General features: G+C 53.3%; 15 protein-coding genes. 3 read left to right on the top strand and 12 right to left on the bottom strand.

Going from position 1 to position 15198, the window contains the following annotated elements:
• Nucleotides 1–60: 60 nt before the first annotated feature.
• The 9 genes from QCD60_RS18860 to QCD60_RS18820 form a co-directional block, all read right to left on the bottom strand.
• Complete coding sequence (locus tag QCD60_RS18860) at nt 61–417, bottom strand: hypothetical protein (RefSeq protein ID WP_279787753.1); 357 nt, start codon at nt 415–417, stop codon at nt 61–63.
• A 63-nt stretch (nt 418–480) separates the two neighbouring features.
• Nucleotides 481–813, bottom strand: a complete 333-nt coding sequence (locus QCD60_RS18855; protein WP_279787752.1) for a hypothetical protein — start codon at nt 811–813, stop codon at nt 481–483.
• A gap of 8 nt (nt 814–821) precedes the next feature.
• Entirely contained in the window at nt 822–1562 is a 741-nt protein-coding gene (locus QCD60_RS18850; protein WP_279787751.1) for a hypothetical protein, read from the bottom strand.
• 74 nt (nt 1563–1636) lie between these two features.
• A complete protein-coding gene (locus QCD60_RS18845; protein ID WP_279787750.1) occupies nt 1637–2686 on the bottom strand; it encodes a DUF4062 domain-containing protein in 1050 nt (349 codons plus the stop codon).
• A gap of 94 nt (nt 2687–2780) precedes the next feature.
• On the bottom strand, nt 2781–3347 hold the full coding sequence (locus QCD60_RS18840; protein WP_279787749.1) for an integron-associated HEPN domain-containing protein: 567 nt from the start codon (nt 3345–3347) through the stop codon (nt 2781–2783).
• A 93-nt stretch (nt 3348–3440) separates the two neighbouring features.
• The gene (locus QCD60_RS18835) at nt 3441–4319 is read right to left on the bottom strand and encodes a hypothetical protein (protein WP_279787748.1); all 879 of its coding nucleotides are present in this window, start codon (nt 4317–4319) and stop codon (nt 3441–3443) included.
• 353 nt (nt 4320–4672) lie between these two features.
• Nucleotides 4673–5725, bottom strand: coding sequence for a DUF4340 domain-containing protein (locus tag QCD60_RS18830; protein WP_279787747.1), 1053 nt, complete (start codon nt 5723–5725; stop codon nt 4673–4675).
• On the bottom strand, nt 5722–8628 hold the full coding sequence (locus QCD60_RS18825) for a Gldg family protein (RefSeq protein ID WP_279787746.1): 2907 nt from the start codon (nt 8626–8628) through the stop codon (nt 5722–5724). The genes QCD60_RS18830 and QCD60_RS18825 overlap by 4 nt, the downstream gene beginning before the upstream one ends.
• The gene (locus QCD60_RS18820) at nt 8618–9580 is read right to left on the bottom strand and encodes an ABC transporter ATP-binding protein (protein ID WP_279787745.1); all 963 of its coding nucleotides are present in this window, start codon (nt 9578–9580) and stop codon (nt 8618–8620) included. The genes QCD60_RS18825 and QCD60_RS18820 overlap by 11 nt, the downstream gene beginning before the upstream one ends.
• A gap of 359 nt (nt 9581–9939) precedes the next feature.
• Between QCD60_RS18820 and QCD60_RS18815 the strand changes: the two genes are divergently transcribed.
• Nucleotides 9940–10314 (top strand): hypothetical protein, encoded by a 375-nt coding sequence (locus QCD60_RS18815; protein ID WP_279787744.1) that lies wholly within the window; start codon nt 9940–9942, stop codon nt 10312–10314.
• Between the two features lie 101 nt (nt 10315–10415).
• Nucleotides 10416–10943 (top strand): DUF411 domain-containing protein, encoded by a 528-nt coding sequence (locus QCD60_RS18810; RefSeq protein ID WP_279787743.1) that lies wholly within the window; start codon nt 10416–10418, stop codon nt 10941–10943.
• Between the two features lie 79 nt (nt 10944–11022).
• Here QCD60_RS18810 and QCD60_RS18805 read toward each other — a convergent pair whose 3' ends face one another.
• The 3 genes from QCD60_RS18805 to QCD60_RS18795 all read right to left on the bottom strand — a co-directional run bounded on the left by QCD60_RS18805 (nt 11023) and on the right by QCD60_RS18795 (nt 13872).
• Nucleotides 11023–11655, bottom strand: coding sequence for a LysE family transporter (locus tag QCD60_RS18805; RefSeq protein ID WP_279787742.1), 633 nt, complete (start codon nt 11653–11655; stop codon nt 11023–11025).
• A 261-nt stretch (nt 11656–11916) separates the two neighbouring features.
• A complete protein-coding gene (locus tag QCD60_RS18800; RefSeq protein WP_104156273.1) occupies nt 11917–12996 on the bottom strand; it encodes a tartrate dehydrogenase in 1080 nt (359 codons plus the stop codon).
• A gap of 153 nt (nt 12997–13149) precedes the next feature.
• Complete coding sequence (locus tag QCD60_RS18795; protein ID WP_104156274.1) at nt 13150–13872, bottom strand: GntR family transcriptional regulator; 723 nt, start codon at nt 13870–13872, stop codon at nt 13150–13152.
• Between the two features lie 257 nt (nt 13873–14129).
• On the opposite strand from QCD60_RS18795, the gene QCD60_RS18790 reads away from it, so the two are divergent.
• Complete coding sequence (locus QCD60_RS18790; RefSeq protein ID WP_279787741.1) at nt 14130–15197, top strand: aromatic ring-hydroxylating dioxygenase subunit alpha; 1068 nt, start codon at nt 14130–14132, stop codon at nt 15195–15197.
• Nucleotide 15198: the final 1 nt, after the last annotated feature.

Here is a 15198-nt window from a genome sequence, read left to right as displayed (position 1 = left end):
GCTAACGTTTGGTTAAGGGGCGGGCTTTAGTCCGTCCCAGCGAGCGATTTGAACCACTAGCTAGAAGTCATGTACTGTTAGCCCAAGTTTGCCATCAAAGATTTTTTCAAGGGCAGCCGATATATTTTTGAACTCAAGATCGTCAACCTGAAATTCAATAATGTATTTTTCATGTCCATCCAATTTATTGGCTTGTTCTGGATGGATCTTTTCCTGTATTTTGTTCATATAAAGATCGACCGCAAGAGTGTCGATTTTTTCGTTTACTTGATCCACAACCATGATTTCTATTTCACTTGAATCCGGTCTTCGAGTTAGCGAGAAACAATAATCCTTGGACTTATCCAAGCGGTAAATTAAGGCCATTTCGTGGAAGGGATCATGCGGTGATGCACTGACTGTCGCATGTAGAATCATGTTGAGTCCTTCTAACGTTTGATATAAGGGGTGCACTTTAGCGCGCCCCGCTTGATGGATGGGTTAGGCTTTAACAGTAATGCATATATACATTTCATCTTTTGCTTCAAAACTCGATAGAAGCCACTGTGTTACCTCAGTTTTTATGGATTCTCGGCAAAATTGAGCCGCGCTTGCTACTGATAAACCCTCTAGGCTAATTGTGCCTTGAGGAGCATTTTGATGACCAATAATGCCACTCTTTGATTTGACCCACCCTTCCCAGCCGAGCACTAGATAGCCCTGAGATTCCAATATATCGATTGCCTCAATGGCTTCAGCTATCGGAAGCACAATCTCTTGCTCTGAGATTGATTTGTCAGCAAGGTGTTTAGGTAATAAGTTTAGGTCTGACATTGAAATGCCTAACGCCTAAATAACCGGCTAAAAAAGCCGCCGGCTTTTTTTGTCCGGTTAATTTTCTTGTTAGGTTGCCGCTCTCCGGTGCCAAAGCTTGCTTCGTTGAGATATTTTGACCAAACGTCAATTCCTAACTCTTTTGATAGACCGCTTATAATCTGTTGCGCTCTATTCTCGACCTCGATTGCTTTTTGAACGAAGATTCCAAAAGGCACACACACGTTTGAGTACTCCTCGTCATAATCAGGATCGATTTGTCTTATGTGAAGATTTTCACCAACCCGAATGGCGTCTACCTGCCATCCCTGATCCATGTCTATATATGGTTCTTCAGTGCCGCCCTTTAACCAAGAAAAAAACTGCTGCATCTCAGATAAGCTGTCATACCATGGAAAGGAAACATGAACATCTTCTTCAGTATTCCATAACCATAGCCTCAACCAAAAATACTGCCTTATATCGTTGAATGGCTTTTCTAGTGCTACCGCTTTTTCAATTATGTTTTTATAGTAGGAAGCAAGCTCATTAGTATTTTCAACTGCCTCGCTTGTTCTAGCCATTGTTAGAACAACACGCTCAAAAGATGGCAGCTCCATGGCCTCGCGGTACTTCTCATCTTGCAATTGCTCATGGCTATTAGGATCGCCTATATAGAAGCTATTCTTAAGCTGGAAGCAGATCTCAACTTCAAGACTATCTATATTTTTTGAATTTTCTATCCAATTCATTTCTTGCTCGATATTCATTAGCAACCTAACGCCTCAATAACCGGCGCAGCTTTGCTGCGTCCGGCGCCGTAGGCGCGAAGTTAATTGACTTGTTAGAGGGCATCTTTCCGAATTGCACGAAGCCGATTCATTATCGAACTTCCGTATGGAGTGAGAGTCCAGTAAGTACCTCGATCCTTAACGCTTCTGTTTTTTAAATTTTGCACAATCAGACCTAAAGCATTTAGCTGAACAATCGCTGTTTCAAAATCTGATTTCTCATATTCAATAGATCTAATGTGACCATGACCTTTTAAATTTTCCGCCTTTGGAGCTTCTTCATGAACTCGTCGACGAACAAACTCTCCAAACCGCTGCGCCAATTGAGAATTGCTCGCCTCGTGCATCATTAAAGGTGATATTTCATAGAATATATCATTCCAAGACGCTTCAATCTCCCAATCCCAACTATAAGGCTCATATTCTTCAAGGGTGCGGGACTCAAAACTACAATGGACTGTAAAAGTATCATCCCCTTGCGCTAAATCTTCGGTGCCTTTTGGCGCTTCTGTTTGAGCAGAAGCCATCTCAGATTCTAATTCTTCAATTCTGCGTCGCAGACGAAGAATTTCGCTGCTAGCCTCTGAGCTTGCAACTTGATCCCCTCTAACCCAACCAACCCCAGGATGCTTCTTTTGCAACATGATTAAGCTTCTACTGACTACAGAGCCTAGCTCAGAAGGAGTGGTCCAATATTTACAGACCTTTTTTTGGGAAAGGTCTCGGAACTCTTTGAGTTTCTTTTTTCCTTCCTCCGTCTGTTCAGTATTCTTTGCAGGTAGCGAGTCTGGGTCTTTGTGCAAAAAGGCTATTACTGGTTTTTCAGTTTCGATGGCATAACGATACTCCATTTCGGTGTAACTAATTCCTTCTGGCCCGATGCTGCCATATCGACCACCGATTACTACGATATAGTAATCACACTCATCAATAACACCTTTGATCAAAGACCACTGATCTTCGTCAGCAGCAGGAAATAATTCCATCCCTGCAGGAATACAATCTAACTCCAGCAGGGCATTCATAATCTCCTGCCTTTCAGTAATTAGATCGACGTAAGTAGAGCTGACGAAGACTTGGTACTTTTTATTTACGCTACTCATTTAGATGTCCATGCCCTCTAACGATTAAGCTAAGGGGCGGGCTTTAGCCCGTCCCAGCGAACGAAGTGAACGCTTTGAGCGCATTGTTAGAGGCTTAGCGCCGTGCACCAAGACCACCTACGACGGTGTCTATATGCTTCACTGTGCTGTAGACAATATATACGACAGACTGTAAATCATCTTTGACATGAACCCATTCGCAAAATTTGAATACATTCTCGGTTACAGGGCTTAATCCAAAGTCAATGATTTTCATTAAGGATTTTACATTGTCATCAAAAGTTAGTGGTCTTTGCTGGCCACCTTTTTCTTTTGAAAATGCATGTGCTACATATTTGCTTCGAAAGGCATACATGTCTTTTTTTTCGACTTCGGATTTTATGCTATACAGAGAGTTGCGTAGAGCTTCTGGAAAGGAACGTATTTCGGCTCCGTAGTGGTCAATGATTTCCTTTAGTCTGCAAAGATTAACTATTAGTGACGTTATGCAGAGCCTGCTTATGGACATGTAATTCTGCTTACTTTCATCCATGACTGGTCTTAACTGGAAAATTAAATCAACGGGAGTTTTAAGGTCGCTGGTTAGGTCATTTAGAAGCCATGCCATATCAATGAGTCTTAGCTTGGTTTCTTCTGAAATATTGTTTTGGTGTGGCTCCATGTTTCAACCTGAAATTTAGTCAGGGTTGCCCTCTAACGCTGCCATAATTTACCGCCTGAAGCGCAGCGTAAGGTGGTCAAATTGATGGCTTTGTTAAACGCTAATTGTATGAGGTTCGTCATTTTGTATCTGTTCCTCTCTAGGGCAATCTAAGAGTGGTACTGATTTTGGAACATGCTTCTCAATTGACGACCCAATAATATACTTAATAGCAGCATCGATGTTTTTATAAGCCCCGCTAGAGTCTGCTAATCCGCTAGTAATCGCAGCTGCTATTACCAGCGCCCCAACTATTTTATTCCATGAAGGTCGATCCTCTGAGAGCTCTCCCTTTGCCTTACATAAGTACTCAACTAGTTGCTTCTTATCATCTTTCGATAGTGGTGAATTTATTTCTATCTCTTCAATTGCAGATTCAATGAGAAATATAATTCTCTCATCACTGAGGTTTGACGGTTTAAATACATCACTGTCGTGTGACCACCCGTGAATATATGATTCTTTTGACATTACCACCAGATTGCCAAGCCTTCCTAAAGAAACCAGAAGTTTTTGTATCGGGATAACTTCCTCTGAGAACAACTTTTTGCGACGGATTGCGTTTGATAAATATGGTATTTGGAAAGCCAGAGAACTTACCAGTTCATTTCCGAAGCTAAGCTTTTTCCTATGAACAGCAATCCTTAACGCTACGTCAATGCCTGATATTGATTCAATTAATTTTGAGTCGGAAACTAGATCTCTTACTCTCTCGAACAGCTGCTTGTCTATAGGTCTTAGAAACGATTGAAATTCATGTATCTTCGGCTCGAAGCTTCTTAGATGTGGTGCGGCTTTTTCATAACTCTCCCATTTTGAAACTTTTTTCATTCCAAAGGTTAGGATTTCATCTTCCCGTGCGGCGAACTCGGTAAAAAACTCTTCTAGTGAGTCAACGTCCTCTTTAAATGTATCAAGATCTGAATAGTTCACGGATGTTCCTTGATCGTTTAAAAGTAGGTTAATGAGGTCTACGACCTCATGACAATTATTAAAAGGTATACCTTTTAACAAACCTTATCTAAAAAAACAGCAACGTAAAATTCTGATTTTAAAAGAAAAGGTAAATCAACCAACGCAAAAGCGATTCACTAAAAAGGTATTTTTATCAACAACTGGCCATCCAAAAGGTATACCTTCTTCCAGATTTTTCAAGGATGAGGCGCTCGACATGGTGATACCTCCCCATAAGGCATTCAAAACAGATATAAAACAAAGCCCCGCTACATTGCTGTAGCGGGGCTTTGTGGTTTTAGCGTCAGTTAAACGCTGGACCGATCACATCATCAATTAGCGCTCTGGGTCGCGGCTCCACTGTCAGGTGAGGTGACTGCCGGAGCAGCGGGAGCCAAAGCGGCAGGCGCAGCAGGTGTGGCTGCTGCCGTTGCCGTACCGCTGCTGTCCGTCGCTGCGGCGGCGTTGGCTGGCGCGGCCTTTTCCAGCTTGCTCAGGTCTGGCTGTTTGAGCAGATTTGCCGGATAGGTGCTGACCTTGAACCACTGCGGCATATCATCGCGGCGGGCATACCAGTCATCCCCACTGGGGCGGAACTGGTAGTGATAGGCCTTGTCTTTCACCGCTAGCGTGGCGACAAAGCCGTCTTTGGACTGGCTCAGGGTCGCAGCCAGTTTGTCATCCGCCAGCCCGATCACCATCAGCTCTTTCAGCTCGTTAACCAGCTCGTCCACCTTGGGATTGTCGAGGCTGACAGTGGGCTGATCGGTCACCTGCCAGTTGCCCTTGAGGAACTCAAGATTCAGCCCCGGCAGCGTCACCATGGTCGGCTGCGCGGTGACTTTCAGCAGGCTTTTATCCAGCCAGTCGTGGGCATCCGCCGGCGCCTGATAGGCATTGAAGCTGATGTTCATGATGTCTTTATCGCCCTCACGGCGGCCGTAGATCTGGCCGTAATGGGGCGAGGTGCCAAGGTACACCACGGCCTCGTCGGTATCGCCTTTCTTCAGCTCGACCTTACGCTCGAAGCCTTTTTCCGCCACTTTGAAACGGGTTGCCGCTTCGTCGGTGGTGGCTGAGGGCCAGGCGGGCTTCTCCGACACCAGAGTGTCGATCACTTCCTGTATCTGATGCTCATCAGCGGGCAGGTTCAGCTCCTTGACGGTCCAGTGTTTGTCTTTCAGCAGCAGATGGGTGCTCTGCTTGCCATCACTGACCACCAGCTGATCAATATCAGCCGCTTTGAAACTGAGCCAGGGCTTGTTGCCTGCGGCGTTGCTGTCTGGCCAGTAGCTGGCCACGACCAGCCCGGCCTGCACCAGCATGACCAGTGCCAGCCCCGGGACCAGCAGACTTCTTTTCGATGAAGAGGCGGTCTGTTTCATGCTTTTCCTCCCAGCAGCAGGGCCTGATGGCGTGCCAGACGACGACGGCTGCGCACCCGAACGATGGCGAAGATGATCACAACACCCGCCAGCGCCAGGAAGTAGTTGAAGTATTCCAGCTCCTGACGACCGGTATCATCCATCGCGGGCAGTGTGTGGCTGTACTGGCTGCGGGCGCGAATGGCCATCAGGCCGTCTTCTTCCACGCTCCAGTCGACGGCGTTCTGCATGGCATCCACCGAGTTCATGTAGGTGCTGCCGTTGGCGGAGCCGAGCAGCTGCATGACCTGATCATCAAGCAGATGGTTGGAGGCGAAGACGATCAGGCGGGCCGACTCGGGCGAGCGGGCAATAATGCCGCTGAACACCGGTTTGTCCTGCTTGCCCTTGCCGTCTTTGCTGGCTGTGTCAGCTGGCGTAGCGGCGGCAGGTTTGGCGGCAGCGGCCTTGTCATCCTGCTTCAGCAGCGGGTTGTCCTTGTCGGCATAGTAGGAATCGAAGCTGCCGGTGATGGCCACCGCCAGATCTTCGCTGCTGCGCTTGCCTTCCGGTGTGAAGGGAATCGCCTGTCCGCCCTGCACCCGTGGCAATACCTGGGTTTTGTCAGACAGCCAGGATTCCGCCGAGCTGTGCGCCAGCACCGCCACCTTGCGGCTCTGGTTGAGCTTGCTGTCGATACTGATCGGCGATGCCCAGGGGAAGGTCAGCTGTGGCAGGCCTTCGGTGACGGGCACTTTGGCGTCCATGGCACCGGGGCGTACATCGACGAAGTAGGGATAGTTCATCATCACCCATTCCTGCACCTGCATACCACCCAGATCACGGTTGACCGGCATGGGGAACGGCGAGTTATGGGGGTCCATTACCAGACTGGGTTGAATGGTGACGCCATAGTGCTTCAGCCAGTCTTCCAGACCGGAAGTATGTTTGCTGGCTTTCAGGCCGTTCTGGTCGATGCTGATCTCATAGGGTGAGGTGGCCAGCATCACGGTGCCGCCCTTCATCAGGTACTGGTCGATGGCGAAACGCTGCTTGTCGGTCAGGCTGTCAGGCGCCATCACCAGCAGGGATTCTGCTTCGCTCGGTACGATGCCGTCTTTGAGGTCGGTGGGGATGACGTTGTAGTTTTCACTCAGGTGGCTCTGCAGCTGTTCAAAGCTCAGCCCCTGCCCGGTCATCGGGTTCATCGGGGGGGTGACCAGCGCCACGCTGTGCATCAGGCCGCTGCCGAAGTGTTTCACACCCGCTTCCAGCATCTGTTTGATGCCCTGATCGTTGAGGTTTTCCGGCAGCTGTAGCGGCATGCCCTGCTTGCCGTCATCCAGCGTCAGGTAGAAGTAGAACGGCGTGGTATTGAGCAGGCTGGCCATCATCGGCTTGAAGCCCCACTGCTGTTCCATCTTCTTCGCCACCGACGGGTCAGAGTTGGGGTCTACCCAGTGGATGTTGAGCTTGCCATCGGCCTTTTTGCTGGCGTCCTGCAGCTGCTTCTGCAGATCGGCTTTGAAGCCCGCCAGTTCTTTCGGCAGGGCGTTATCCGCGGAGACATAAGCGGTCAGATTCAGCGCATGCGGCAGGCTGGAATACAGGTCGCCCTTGGTCTGATAGGCAAACAGCACACGCTTGATGGCGCGGGTGATGTCGTACTCAGGGTTACGCAGCTGCACCTGAATATCGCCCTGGCCCTGCTTGATGTCGATCAGATCCTTGTAGCTCAGGGTCTGGAACTCGCCACCGTAGCTCACCACCAGATTGAAGTAGGCATTCACCACCGAGGCCTGATAACGCCCGGACACCTGGAAAGGCACCGGCTTGATGCCGTACTGGCTGGCCGCATCATTGGCTGCCTGCTGATCTTCGGTGGGATCGATCTCCACCACTTTGACCTTGCCCTTACCGGCAATCTGATACTCGTTCAGCAGGTCTTTAATCTGCGGCACCAGCGGCGCCAGCAGCGGATGGGTGTTCTTGCTGAAGTAGGCTTTGATAATCAGCGGCTCGTGCAGGCGTGACAGGTAGTCATAGCTGGCTTTGCCAAGGGAGAAACGCTGGCCCTGAGTGACGTCAAGACGCAGTGAGGTCAGCGGTGCCATCCAGATATTCACCAGCAGCAGGTTGATCACCACCAGCGCCGTACCGCGACGCCACAGCGCATGATGCTGGTAGCTGCCAGTTGCCGCCCAGCGCTCGCGCTCCAGCCCCCACAGGTTGAGGCCGAGGAAAATCACGATCAGGCTCAGGTAGTAATACAGATCACGGGCATCCAGCACCCCACGGGCAATGGACTCGAACCGTGAGCCGGTGCCGATGGCTTTGAAGATGCTCGCCAGCGGCTCGCCCACCCAGTCGGTCAGGGTTGGGGTGCCGATCAGATACAGCACGCCGCCAATCAACGCGGTCAGCATCAGGCTGACGATCTGGTTCTGGGTGTGGGCACTGATAAACAGACCCAGCGCCAGATACGTACCGCCCAGCAGCAGCGTCGCCAGATAGGCCGCCCATACCGGGCCCCAGTCGATGGGCGAGAGCATGTTGACGGTCAGGGGCAGCGGCAGGGTCAGCACCAGTGCCAGCGCCAGCAACAGCAGGCAGGCAAAGAACTTGCCCAGCACAAACTGCCAGTTGGCCACCGGCAGGGTATGCACAAACTCGAGGGTGCCGGTGCGCCGCTCCTCACTCCACATGCGCATGGTCAGAGCTGCCGACAGGAAGATCAGCAGGACCGGCATCCACTCAAACAGCGGCCGCACATCAGCGAGATTGCGGGCAAAGAAGGCTTCGCCCCAGAAGAACACAAACAGGGTGACCGCAGCGAACGCGGCCAGAAACAGATAGGCAATCGGCGAGGCGAAGAACTGCATCAGCTCCTTGCGCACGATGGCCCGAATCGCATTAGGCTGCATGGCTGACCTCCTCCGTCTTGTTCACTTCACGGAACAGGCTTTCCAGATCACGACGCTCGGGCGTCAGGCCGTAAAGAGCCGCACCCTGCTCTACCAGCCGTTGCGCCACCTGCGCCGCCAGCCCTTCAGCCTGCGATATGGGACTGTGATGCGTACCGGCAAAAGGCAGACGATAGCGGTGATGACCATTGCTCTCGCCCAGATGCTGATCAGCGGCAAACTGCACGCCGTTCAGCTGTTGCTGCTGCCACTGGGCCGGGGCCATGGAGGTAGTCACCAGCAGGGCTGTCGACTGGTGCAGATGAGACAACTGTTCATCGAGTATCAGCTCACCCCGGCGCATCATCAGCACCCGATCACAGATGGCTTCGACTTCCTGCATGATGTGGGTCGACAGCACCACGGTGGCATTCTTCGCCAGATTTTTCAGCAGATGGCGCATGGCCTGCGTCTGCTGGGGGTCGAGGCCGTTGGTGGGCTCATCCAGAATCAGTAATTTGGGGTTGTGCAGAATGGCCTGCGCCACGCCGACGCGCTGTTTGTATCCGCGCGACAGGGTGTGAATGGGAGAAAGGACCTTGTCTTCCAGCTCGGTATCCCTGATCGCCCGGCGCACGGCGGCGATGGCATCCGCCCCTTCAAGGTGGCGCAGACGCGCGGCATAGAGCAGGTAATCAGCGACGGTCAGATCAGGGTAGACCGGCAGGTTTTCCGGCAGGTAACCGATCTGCGCCTTGGCCTGATCGGGGGCGTCATCAAAGGCCTGCTGATTGAACCAGATCTGGCCATCGGAGGGTTCCAGATAGCCGGTGATCATCTTCATGATGGTGGTTTTCCCGGCTCCGTTATGGCCCAGCAAACCAACGATTTCCCCATGACCTATTTGGAACGACACATCGTTGACCGCGACAAAATCGCCGTACCGACGTGACAGGTGCTCGACCTTTATCACCACAAAACTCCTTATGACTGAGGCTGTCGGCCTGACTGCCACTGTCGATCTGATGACAGCAGTGCGGCCAACTCGTATTTGTTGTTGATCTCTGGTCTGCCTGCATTACCCGAACAGAGGGTGGCAGCAGGCGTTCACGCTGGCTTTAGAGAGTGGCCGAAAGGTGCAGTTCCGCAGGGGCAACAGACTGAAAAAAAGGTCAAGAAGCGTCATCAAACTGCGGTGCGAATGGGCACAGAAGGAGGATTTTTGCGCAGCGAATGGGGACAAATCATGATCTGGCACAACCCTCGGTAATAGACCTCAGCGCAAGGGTTGGCTAGATTAGCGGCTGGCGTTTTCAGACAGCAGGACTCCCGGTGAAAGCAGTCTTACGGACATTATTCAGATCAACATGGCTGGTCAGCCTGTGCCTGATGCTGGCGTTTGTGCTTGCTTTCCCCCTGCCCCAGACGGCAGCTATGCAGAATATGACGCTGCACGTCGTCAGCACGGGCTGCCCGAACCAGGCAGACTGCCATCCGGCACCCTGTACCTCCGCCGACAGCCGCACGCTGCCGTGCAGTCAGATGCCATTAATGACGGACTGCTGCGCTCACGGTTTGGTGGCGCTGCCCGTGCTGTGGCAAACCGCCAGCCCGCCCCCCGACAGCCCTCCCAAACCGCGTTACCACGAAGGCACAGTGTCACTGATACTGGCGGTGCCGCAACGGCCACCCACTTTTACTTCCTGATTAAACGCACTTGCTCGGCCCCATGACTTTGTTTACCGCACAGGTACAGGTGACATTCACCATGCCTCACTGCATCGTCATTTTTTGATCAGGAAATTGTTATGTCACTTCACAAACTGTCCGCTCTGACCTCCGCCGCCGCACGCCGCACACTGCAGCGCCTTGCCGTGATCACGCTTACCAGCCTGCCGGTAGTGGCCTGGGCTGAAGCCGTCCAGCTTGAGGTATTTAAAGATCCCCAGTGCGGGTGCTGTCAGGCGTGGCTGAAACACATGCAGGGTTTCAGCGCTGCCAACAGCCCGCTCACCTTTGCAGTCACGGTGAATGGATCAGCCGATCTTTATGCCACCAAAGACAAGCTGGCGATTCCGCCCAAACTGCGCTCATGCCATACCGCGGTCGAGACAGACAGCGGCTATGTGTTTGAAGGCCATGTGCCGGCGCCGGTCATGGCGCGCTTTCTGGCGGAAAAGCCCGATGCCAGAGGGCTGGCTGTGCCCGGTATGCCGCTGGGTAGTCCGGGAATGGAAATGGGTGAGCGCTTTCAGCCCTATTCGGTTTATCTGCTGAAGAACGATGGCACCGCGGAGGTGTATGCCCGGATCGAGACGGCGGCACAGCAGTACTGATGTAGCGCAGCACGCCGTAGCGTACTGACGTGACCAGCAAAGACCGCAGGAAGCGGTCTTTGCTGAATGCAGGCAGTACTCAGCGGCTGCTGATAAGATGGAGGCCGAAGCCGAGGAAGATGGTACCGGCACCCCGCTCGATCCAGCGCTTGCCGCGCAGGTAAGCACGGGCAAAACGGGGTGAAGAGAACAGCGTTACCACCAGCGCGTACCAACTCAGGCTGATACTGACCATCAGCGCGATGGCAATGGCGCCCAGACTGAGTGACGGATGTGGCGGCAGTACAGAAGCAAACAAACTGCTAACGAAGATGGCCGATTTAGGGTTGGCCATATTGGTCAGCAACCCGCGCACTGCGTTCTCCCGCATTCCCGGTGTGATTGCAGGCGCATCCTCCACCAGCACCATCTTCACGGGATTCACACTGGCTTTGATCATGCGCCAGCCCATGTACAGCAGGTACACGCCGCCCCCCACCTTCAGCGCAACAAATAGCCAGGGCACGGCGACAAACAACAGCGTAACGCCGAGAAAGCCGGCCATCCCCCAGATCAGCGTCCCTGTTGCGATGCCCAGCACCACCGCAAGGGCCTGCTTTTTACCCTGTGCGGCACTGGTGTGAGCCACTACCAGAAAATTAGGACCGGGAGTTATCACTGCAATACTCCACAGGGTGATCACCCCGATCAACACCGTCAACAGGCTGCTCATAAGGACACCAGCGCAAGATAAAGGGAGGAAGGTTGAGCACCGAAGTATAGAGGGAGCTGGCGGTACGGGGCGGATATTTTACCTGAGAGCCGATATTTCAGCTCAGCGAGCCTGTTCGCTGTCTGAGGAACATCCAACATGCAGCCCATCTGTTAGTGGTGGCACAGGTATCCAGACAACACTGGATACCCGGCACATCGACATCGGCTACAAGCGGCGTACGTTGCTCATACACCTGCCGGAAACCCGACTACGCTACTTTCAGATACGCTCGGCGATAGCTTTGCCTACGCTGGTGGTGTCGGCGTCACCACCCATATCGGGCGTACGCGGGCCTTCCACCAGCACCGCTTCGATGGCCTCAATGATGACGTCATGGGCCTGACGGTAACGCTCATCACCATTACCGATAAAGTCCAGCATCATCGCTCCTGACCAGATCATGGCGATAGGGTTGGCGATATTTTTGCCGTAGATATCAGGTGCAGAACCGTGCACAGGCTCAAACAGAGAAGGCAGATTGCGCTCCGGGTTGAGGTTGGCAGAAGCCGCGATACCGATGGTGCCTGCCACTGCCGGGCCCAGATCAGACAGGATGTCACCAAACAGGTTGGAAGCCACCACCACATCAAAGCGCTCGGGGCTGAGGACAAAACGCGCCGCCAGAATATCAACGTGATAGCTGTCCTGACGTACCTCGGGATACTGACCCGCCATGGCGGCAACGCGCTCATCCCAGTAAGGCATGCTGATGGCCATGCCATTGGATTTGGTCGCAGAGGTCAGGTGTTTCTTCGGACGGCTCTGGGCCAGCTCGAAGGCATACTTGAGAATGCGGTCAACCCCTTTGCGGGTGAAGGTGGACTGCTGAATAACGAACTCACGGTCCGTGCCTTCAAACATGCGACCACCGACGTTGGAATATTCGCCTTCGGTGTTTTCACGCACTACATAAAAGTCGATGTCTTCCGGCTTACGATTAGCCAGCGGGCAGGGCACGCCGGGCAGCAGACGCACAGGACGCAGGTTAACGTACTGATCGAAGCCGCGGCGGAACTTCAGCAACGAATCCCACAGGGAGATATTGTCAGGCACCACGTCCGGCCAGCCCACCGCACCGAAGTAGATGGCATCAAAACCGCGTAGCTGCTCGAACCAGTCATCGGGCAACATCTTGCCGTGAGCCAGATAGTAGTCCGCGCAGGCCCAGTCGAAGTGGCTCCACTGCAGCTGAATGTCAAAGCGTGCGGCGACCTTGTCCAGTACGCGCAGCCCTTCGGGCATCACTTCCTTACCGATACCGTCACCGGCAATCACCGCGATCTTGTGCACCTTGCTCATGGATTTACCCCTGATGAATGACTGCGAACGGCTGGTGTCAGCATCGCTGCACTCTCTTCCAGCCAAGTGGCCGCATCATAGAGCAAAGTATCTGAGCGCCACACCCGTGCAGCGCTTATGTGGTCATAAATGACAATTATTGGATCCAATTATTTATTTTTGTTCTTCGCGCTGAATGACCTTGATGCTGTCTGCCATTCCCGCCGTAGACGCAAATACTTCGGCATAACGCAGCGTGGCGTTGGCATGTTCGCGCATGATCGCCTCCGCTCTTGCCCCCTGACGACTGAGCAGCGCATCAAATACCGCATGATGCTGCATATGGGCAAAGTTAAAACGCCGGAATTCCCGACGCATATCATTGCTGTCCACTGCCAGCGCACTGACCGAGGCAAAAGGCAGATGTTCGTTACGCGCCAGCGCCATGGAAACAGCCGGGTTACCGCTGGCCTCAATGATCTGCTGGTGAAAGCGCAGGTTCAGATCGTGGTAGACATCCAGATCCTCCTCGGTGACATAACCTTTTTCAAACAGCTGATCACCGTCATCCAGACATTGTCGCAATACCGCCACCGATTCAGCAGACAACCCGCGCTCCGCGGCCTGCCGTGCAGCCAGCCCTTCCAGCACACCGCGCACTTCAACCGCACCGGCAATACTTTCCGGGCTGATTTCGCGCACGGTATAGCCACGCGCCCCTGCCTTGACCAGCAGCCCTTCCTGCTCCAGCGTCCGAAAGGCAATACGTACAGGCATACGTGATACGCCCAGCGCCTCGGCGGTGGGAATCTCCGCCACACGCTCACCTGCGGCCAACTCGCCCGAAGCAATCATCTTGCGCAGCGTAATCAGTGCATGCTGACCGGCCTTGCTCATCCTCTTTCTCCCTTCACTGCAGCCATCCGGCACCAACACCGACGGCCTGTAAGCCATAGCAGATGCGCCGCAGTGTAGCACAGCCATTGCCGGCATCCGGGGCACGGATAGGCAGGTTACAACGCCCGCCCTTTATCCGCGCACGCCCACAGCGAACATCTTTTGCACAAAAAACATTTGACGCCAGCCGGGTTACAGCCATAAATTGGATCCAATAAAACCTTAAGCATAACTATAACAATCCGAGGATCACCGTGATGTTCCCCAAAAATACCTGGTATGTTGCCTGCACCCCCGATGAAGTGACCGATAAACCCCTTGGTCGCACCATCTGTAATGAAGCTATCGTTTTCTATCGTGGCCATGAAGGCAAAATCGCTGCCGTTGAGGATTTCTGCCCGCACCGCGGCGCACCGCTGTCACTCGGCTTTGTACGTGATGGTGAGCTGGTGTGCGGTTACCACGGCCTGGTGATGGGCTGCGATGGCCACACCCAGTCGATGCCCGGCCAGCGCGTCAGAGGCTTCCCCTGCAACAAGGTCTATGCCGTCGAAGAGCGTTATGGATTCATCTGGGTGTGGCCCGGCGAGGCAGCACAGGCTGACCCGGCGCTCATCCCTCATCTTGAATGGGCCGTCAGTCCGCAGTGGGCTTATGGTGGCGGGCTGTACCACATCAATTGCGACTATCGCCTGATGATCGACAACCTGATGGACCTGACCCATGAAACCTATGTGCATGCCTCCAGCATCGGTCAGAAAGAGATCGACGAAGCCCCGGTCAGCACCAAGGTAGAGGGTGAAATGGTCGTGACCAGCCGCTACATGGAAAACATCATGGCGCCGCCCTTCTGGCGTGCCGCTCTGCGTGGCAACGGGCTGGCTGACGATGTACCGGTCGACCGCTGGCAGATCTGCCGCTTCACCCCGCCCAGCCATGTTCTGATTGAAGTCGGTGTGGCTCATGCCGGTAACGGCGGCTACGAAGCCGATGCCAGCTTCAAGGCCAGCAGCATTGTGGTGGACTTCATCACGCCGGAAACGGAGACCTCCATCTGGTACTTCTGGGGTATGGCCCGCAACTTCAGACCCGAAGATCAGCAGCTGACCGATACCATCCGTGAAGGTCAGGGCAAGATTTTTGCCGAAGATCTGGAGATGCTGGAGCGCCAGCAGCAAAACCTGCTGCGCCACCCCGAACGTAATCTGCTCAAGCTCAATATTGATGCAGGCGGTGTACAGTCACGCAAGATCATCGACCGCTGGCTGGCTGCTGAGCAGAGCGCACTGATTGCTACCGATAAAGTCGCCGCAGGTCAGGTTTGAG

Origin of the sequence: Pokkaliibacter sp. MBI-7 (assembly GCF_029846635.1) — a bacterium.
Lineage (GTDB): Bacteria > Pseudomonadota > Gammaproteobacteria > Pseudomonadales > Balneatricaceae > Pokkaliibacter.
This window is presented reverse-complemented; position numbering and strand designations above follow the sequence as displayed.

Excerpts from the sequence above, each read along its gene's own strand:
- QCD60_RS18860 (WP_279787753.1), bottom strand. The coding sequence starts at position 417 with ATGATTCTACATGCGACAGTCAGTGCATCACCGCATGATCCCTTCCAC.
- QCD60_RS18855 (WP_279787752.1), bottom strand. The coding sequence starts at position 813 with ATGTCAGACCTAAACTTATTACCTAAACACCTTGCTGACAAATCAATC.
- QCD60_RS18850 (WP_279787751.1), bottom strand. The coding sequence starts at position 1,562 with ATGAATATCGAGCAAGAAATGAATTGGATAGAAAATTCAAAAAATATA.
- QCD60_RS18845 (WP_279787750.1), bottom strand. The coding sequence starts at position 2,686 with ATGAGTAGCGTAAATAAAAAGTACCAAGTCTTCGTCAGCTCTACTTAC.
- QCD60_RS18840 (WP_279787749.1), bottom strand. The coding sequence starts at position 3,347 with ATGGAGCCACACCAAAACAATATTTCAGAAGAAACCAAGCTAAGACTC.
- QCD60_RS18830 (WP_279787747.1), bottom strand. The coding sequence starts at position 5,725 with ATGAAACAGACCGCCTCTTCATCGAAAAGAAGTCTGCTGGTCCCGGGG.
- QCD60_RS18825 (WP_279787746.1), bottom strand. The coding sequence starts at position 8,628 with ATGCAGCCTAATGCGATTCGGGCCATCGTGCGCAAGGAGCTGATGCAG.
- QCD60_RS18810 (WP_279787743.1), top strand. The coding sequence starts at position 10,416 with ATGTCACTTCACAAACTGTCCGCTCTGACCTCCGCCGCCGCACGCCGC.
- QCD60_RS18805 (WP_279787742.1), bottom strand. The coding sequence starts at position 11,655 with ATGAGCAGCCTGTTGACGGTGTTGATCGGGGTGATCACCCTGTGGAGT.
- QCD60_RS18800 (WP_104156273.1), bottom strand. The coding sequence starts at position 12,996 with ATGAGCAAGGTGCACAAGATCGCGGTGATTGCCGGTGACGGTATCGGT.
- QCD60_RS18795 (WP_104156274.1), bottom strand. The coding sequence starts at position 13,872 with ATGAGCAAGGCCGGTCAGCATGCACTGATTACGCTGCGCAAGATGATT.
- QCD60_RS18790 (WP_279787741.1), top strand. The coding sequence starts at position 14,130 with ATGTTCCCCAAAAATACCTGGTATGTTGCCTGCACCCCCGATGAAGTG.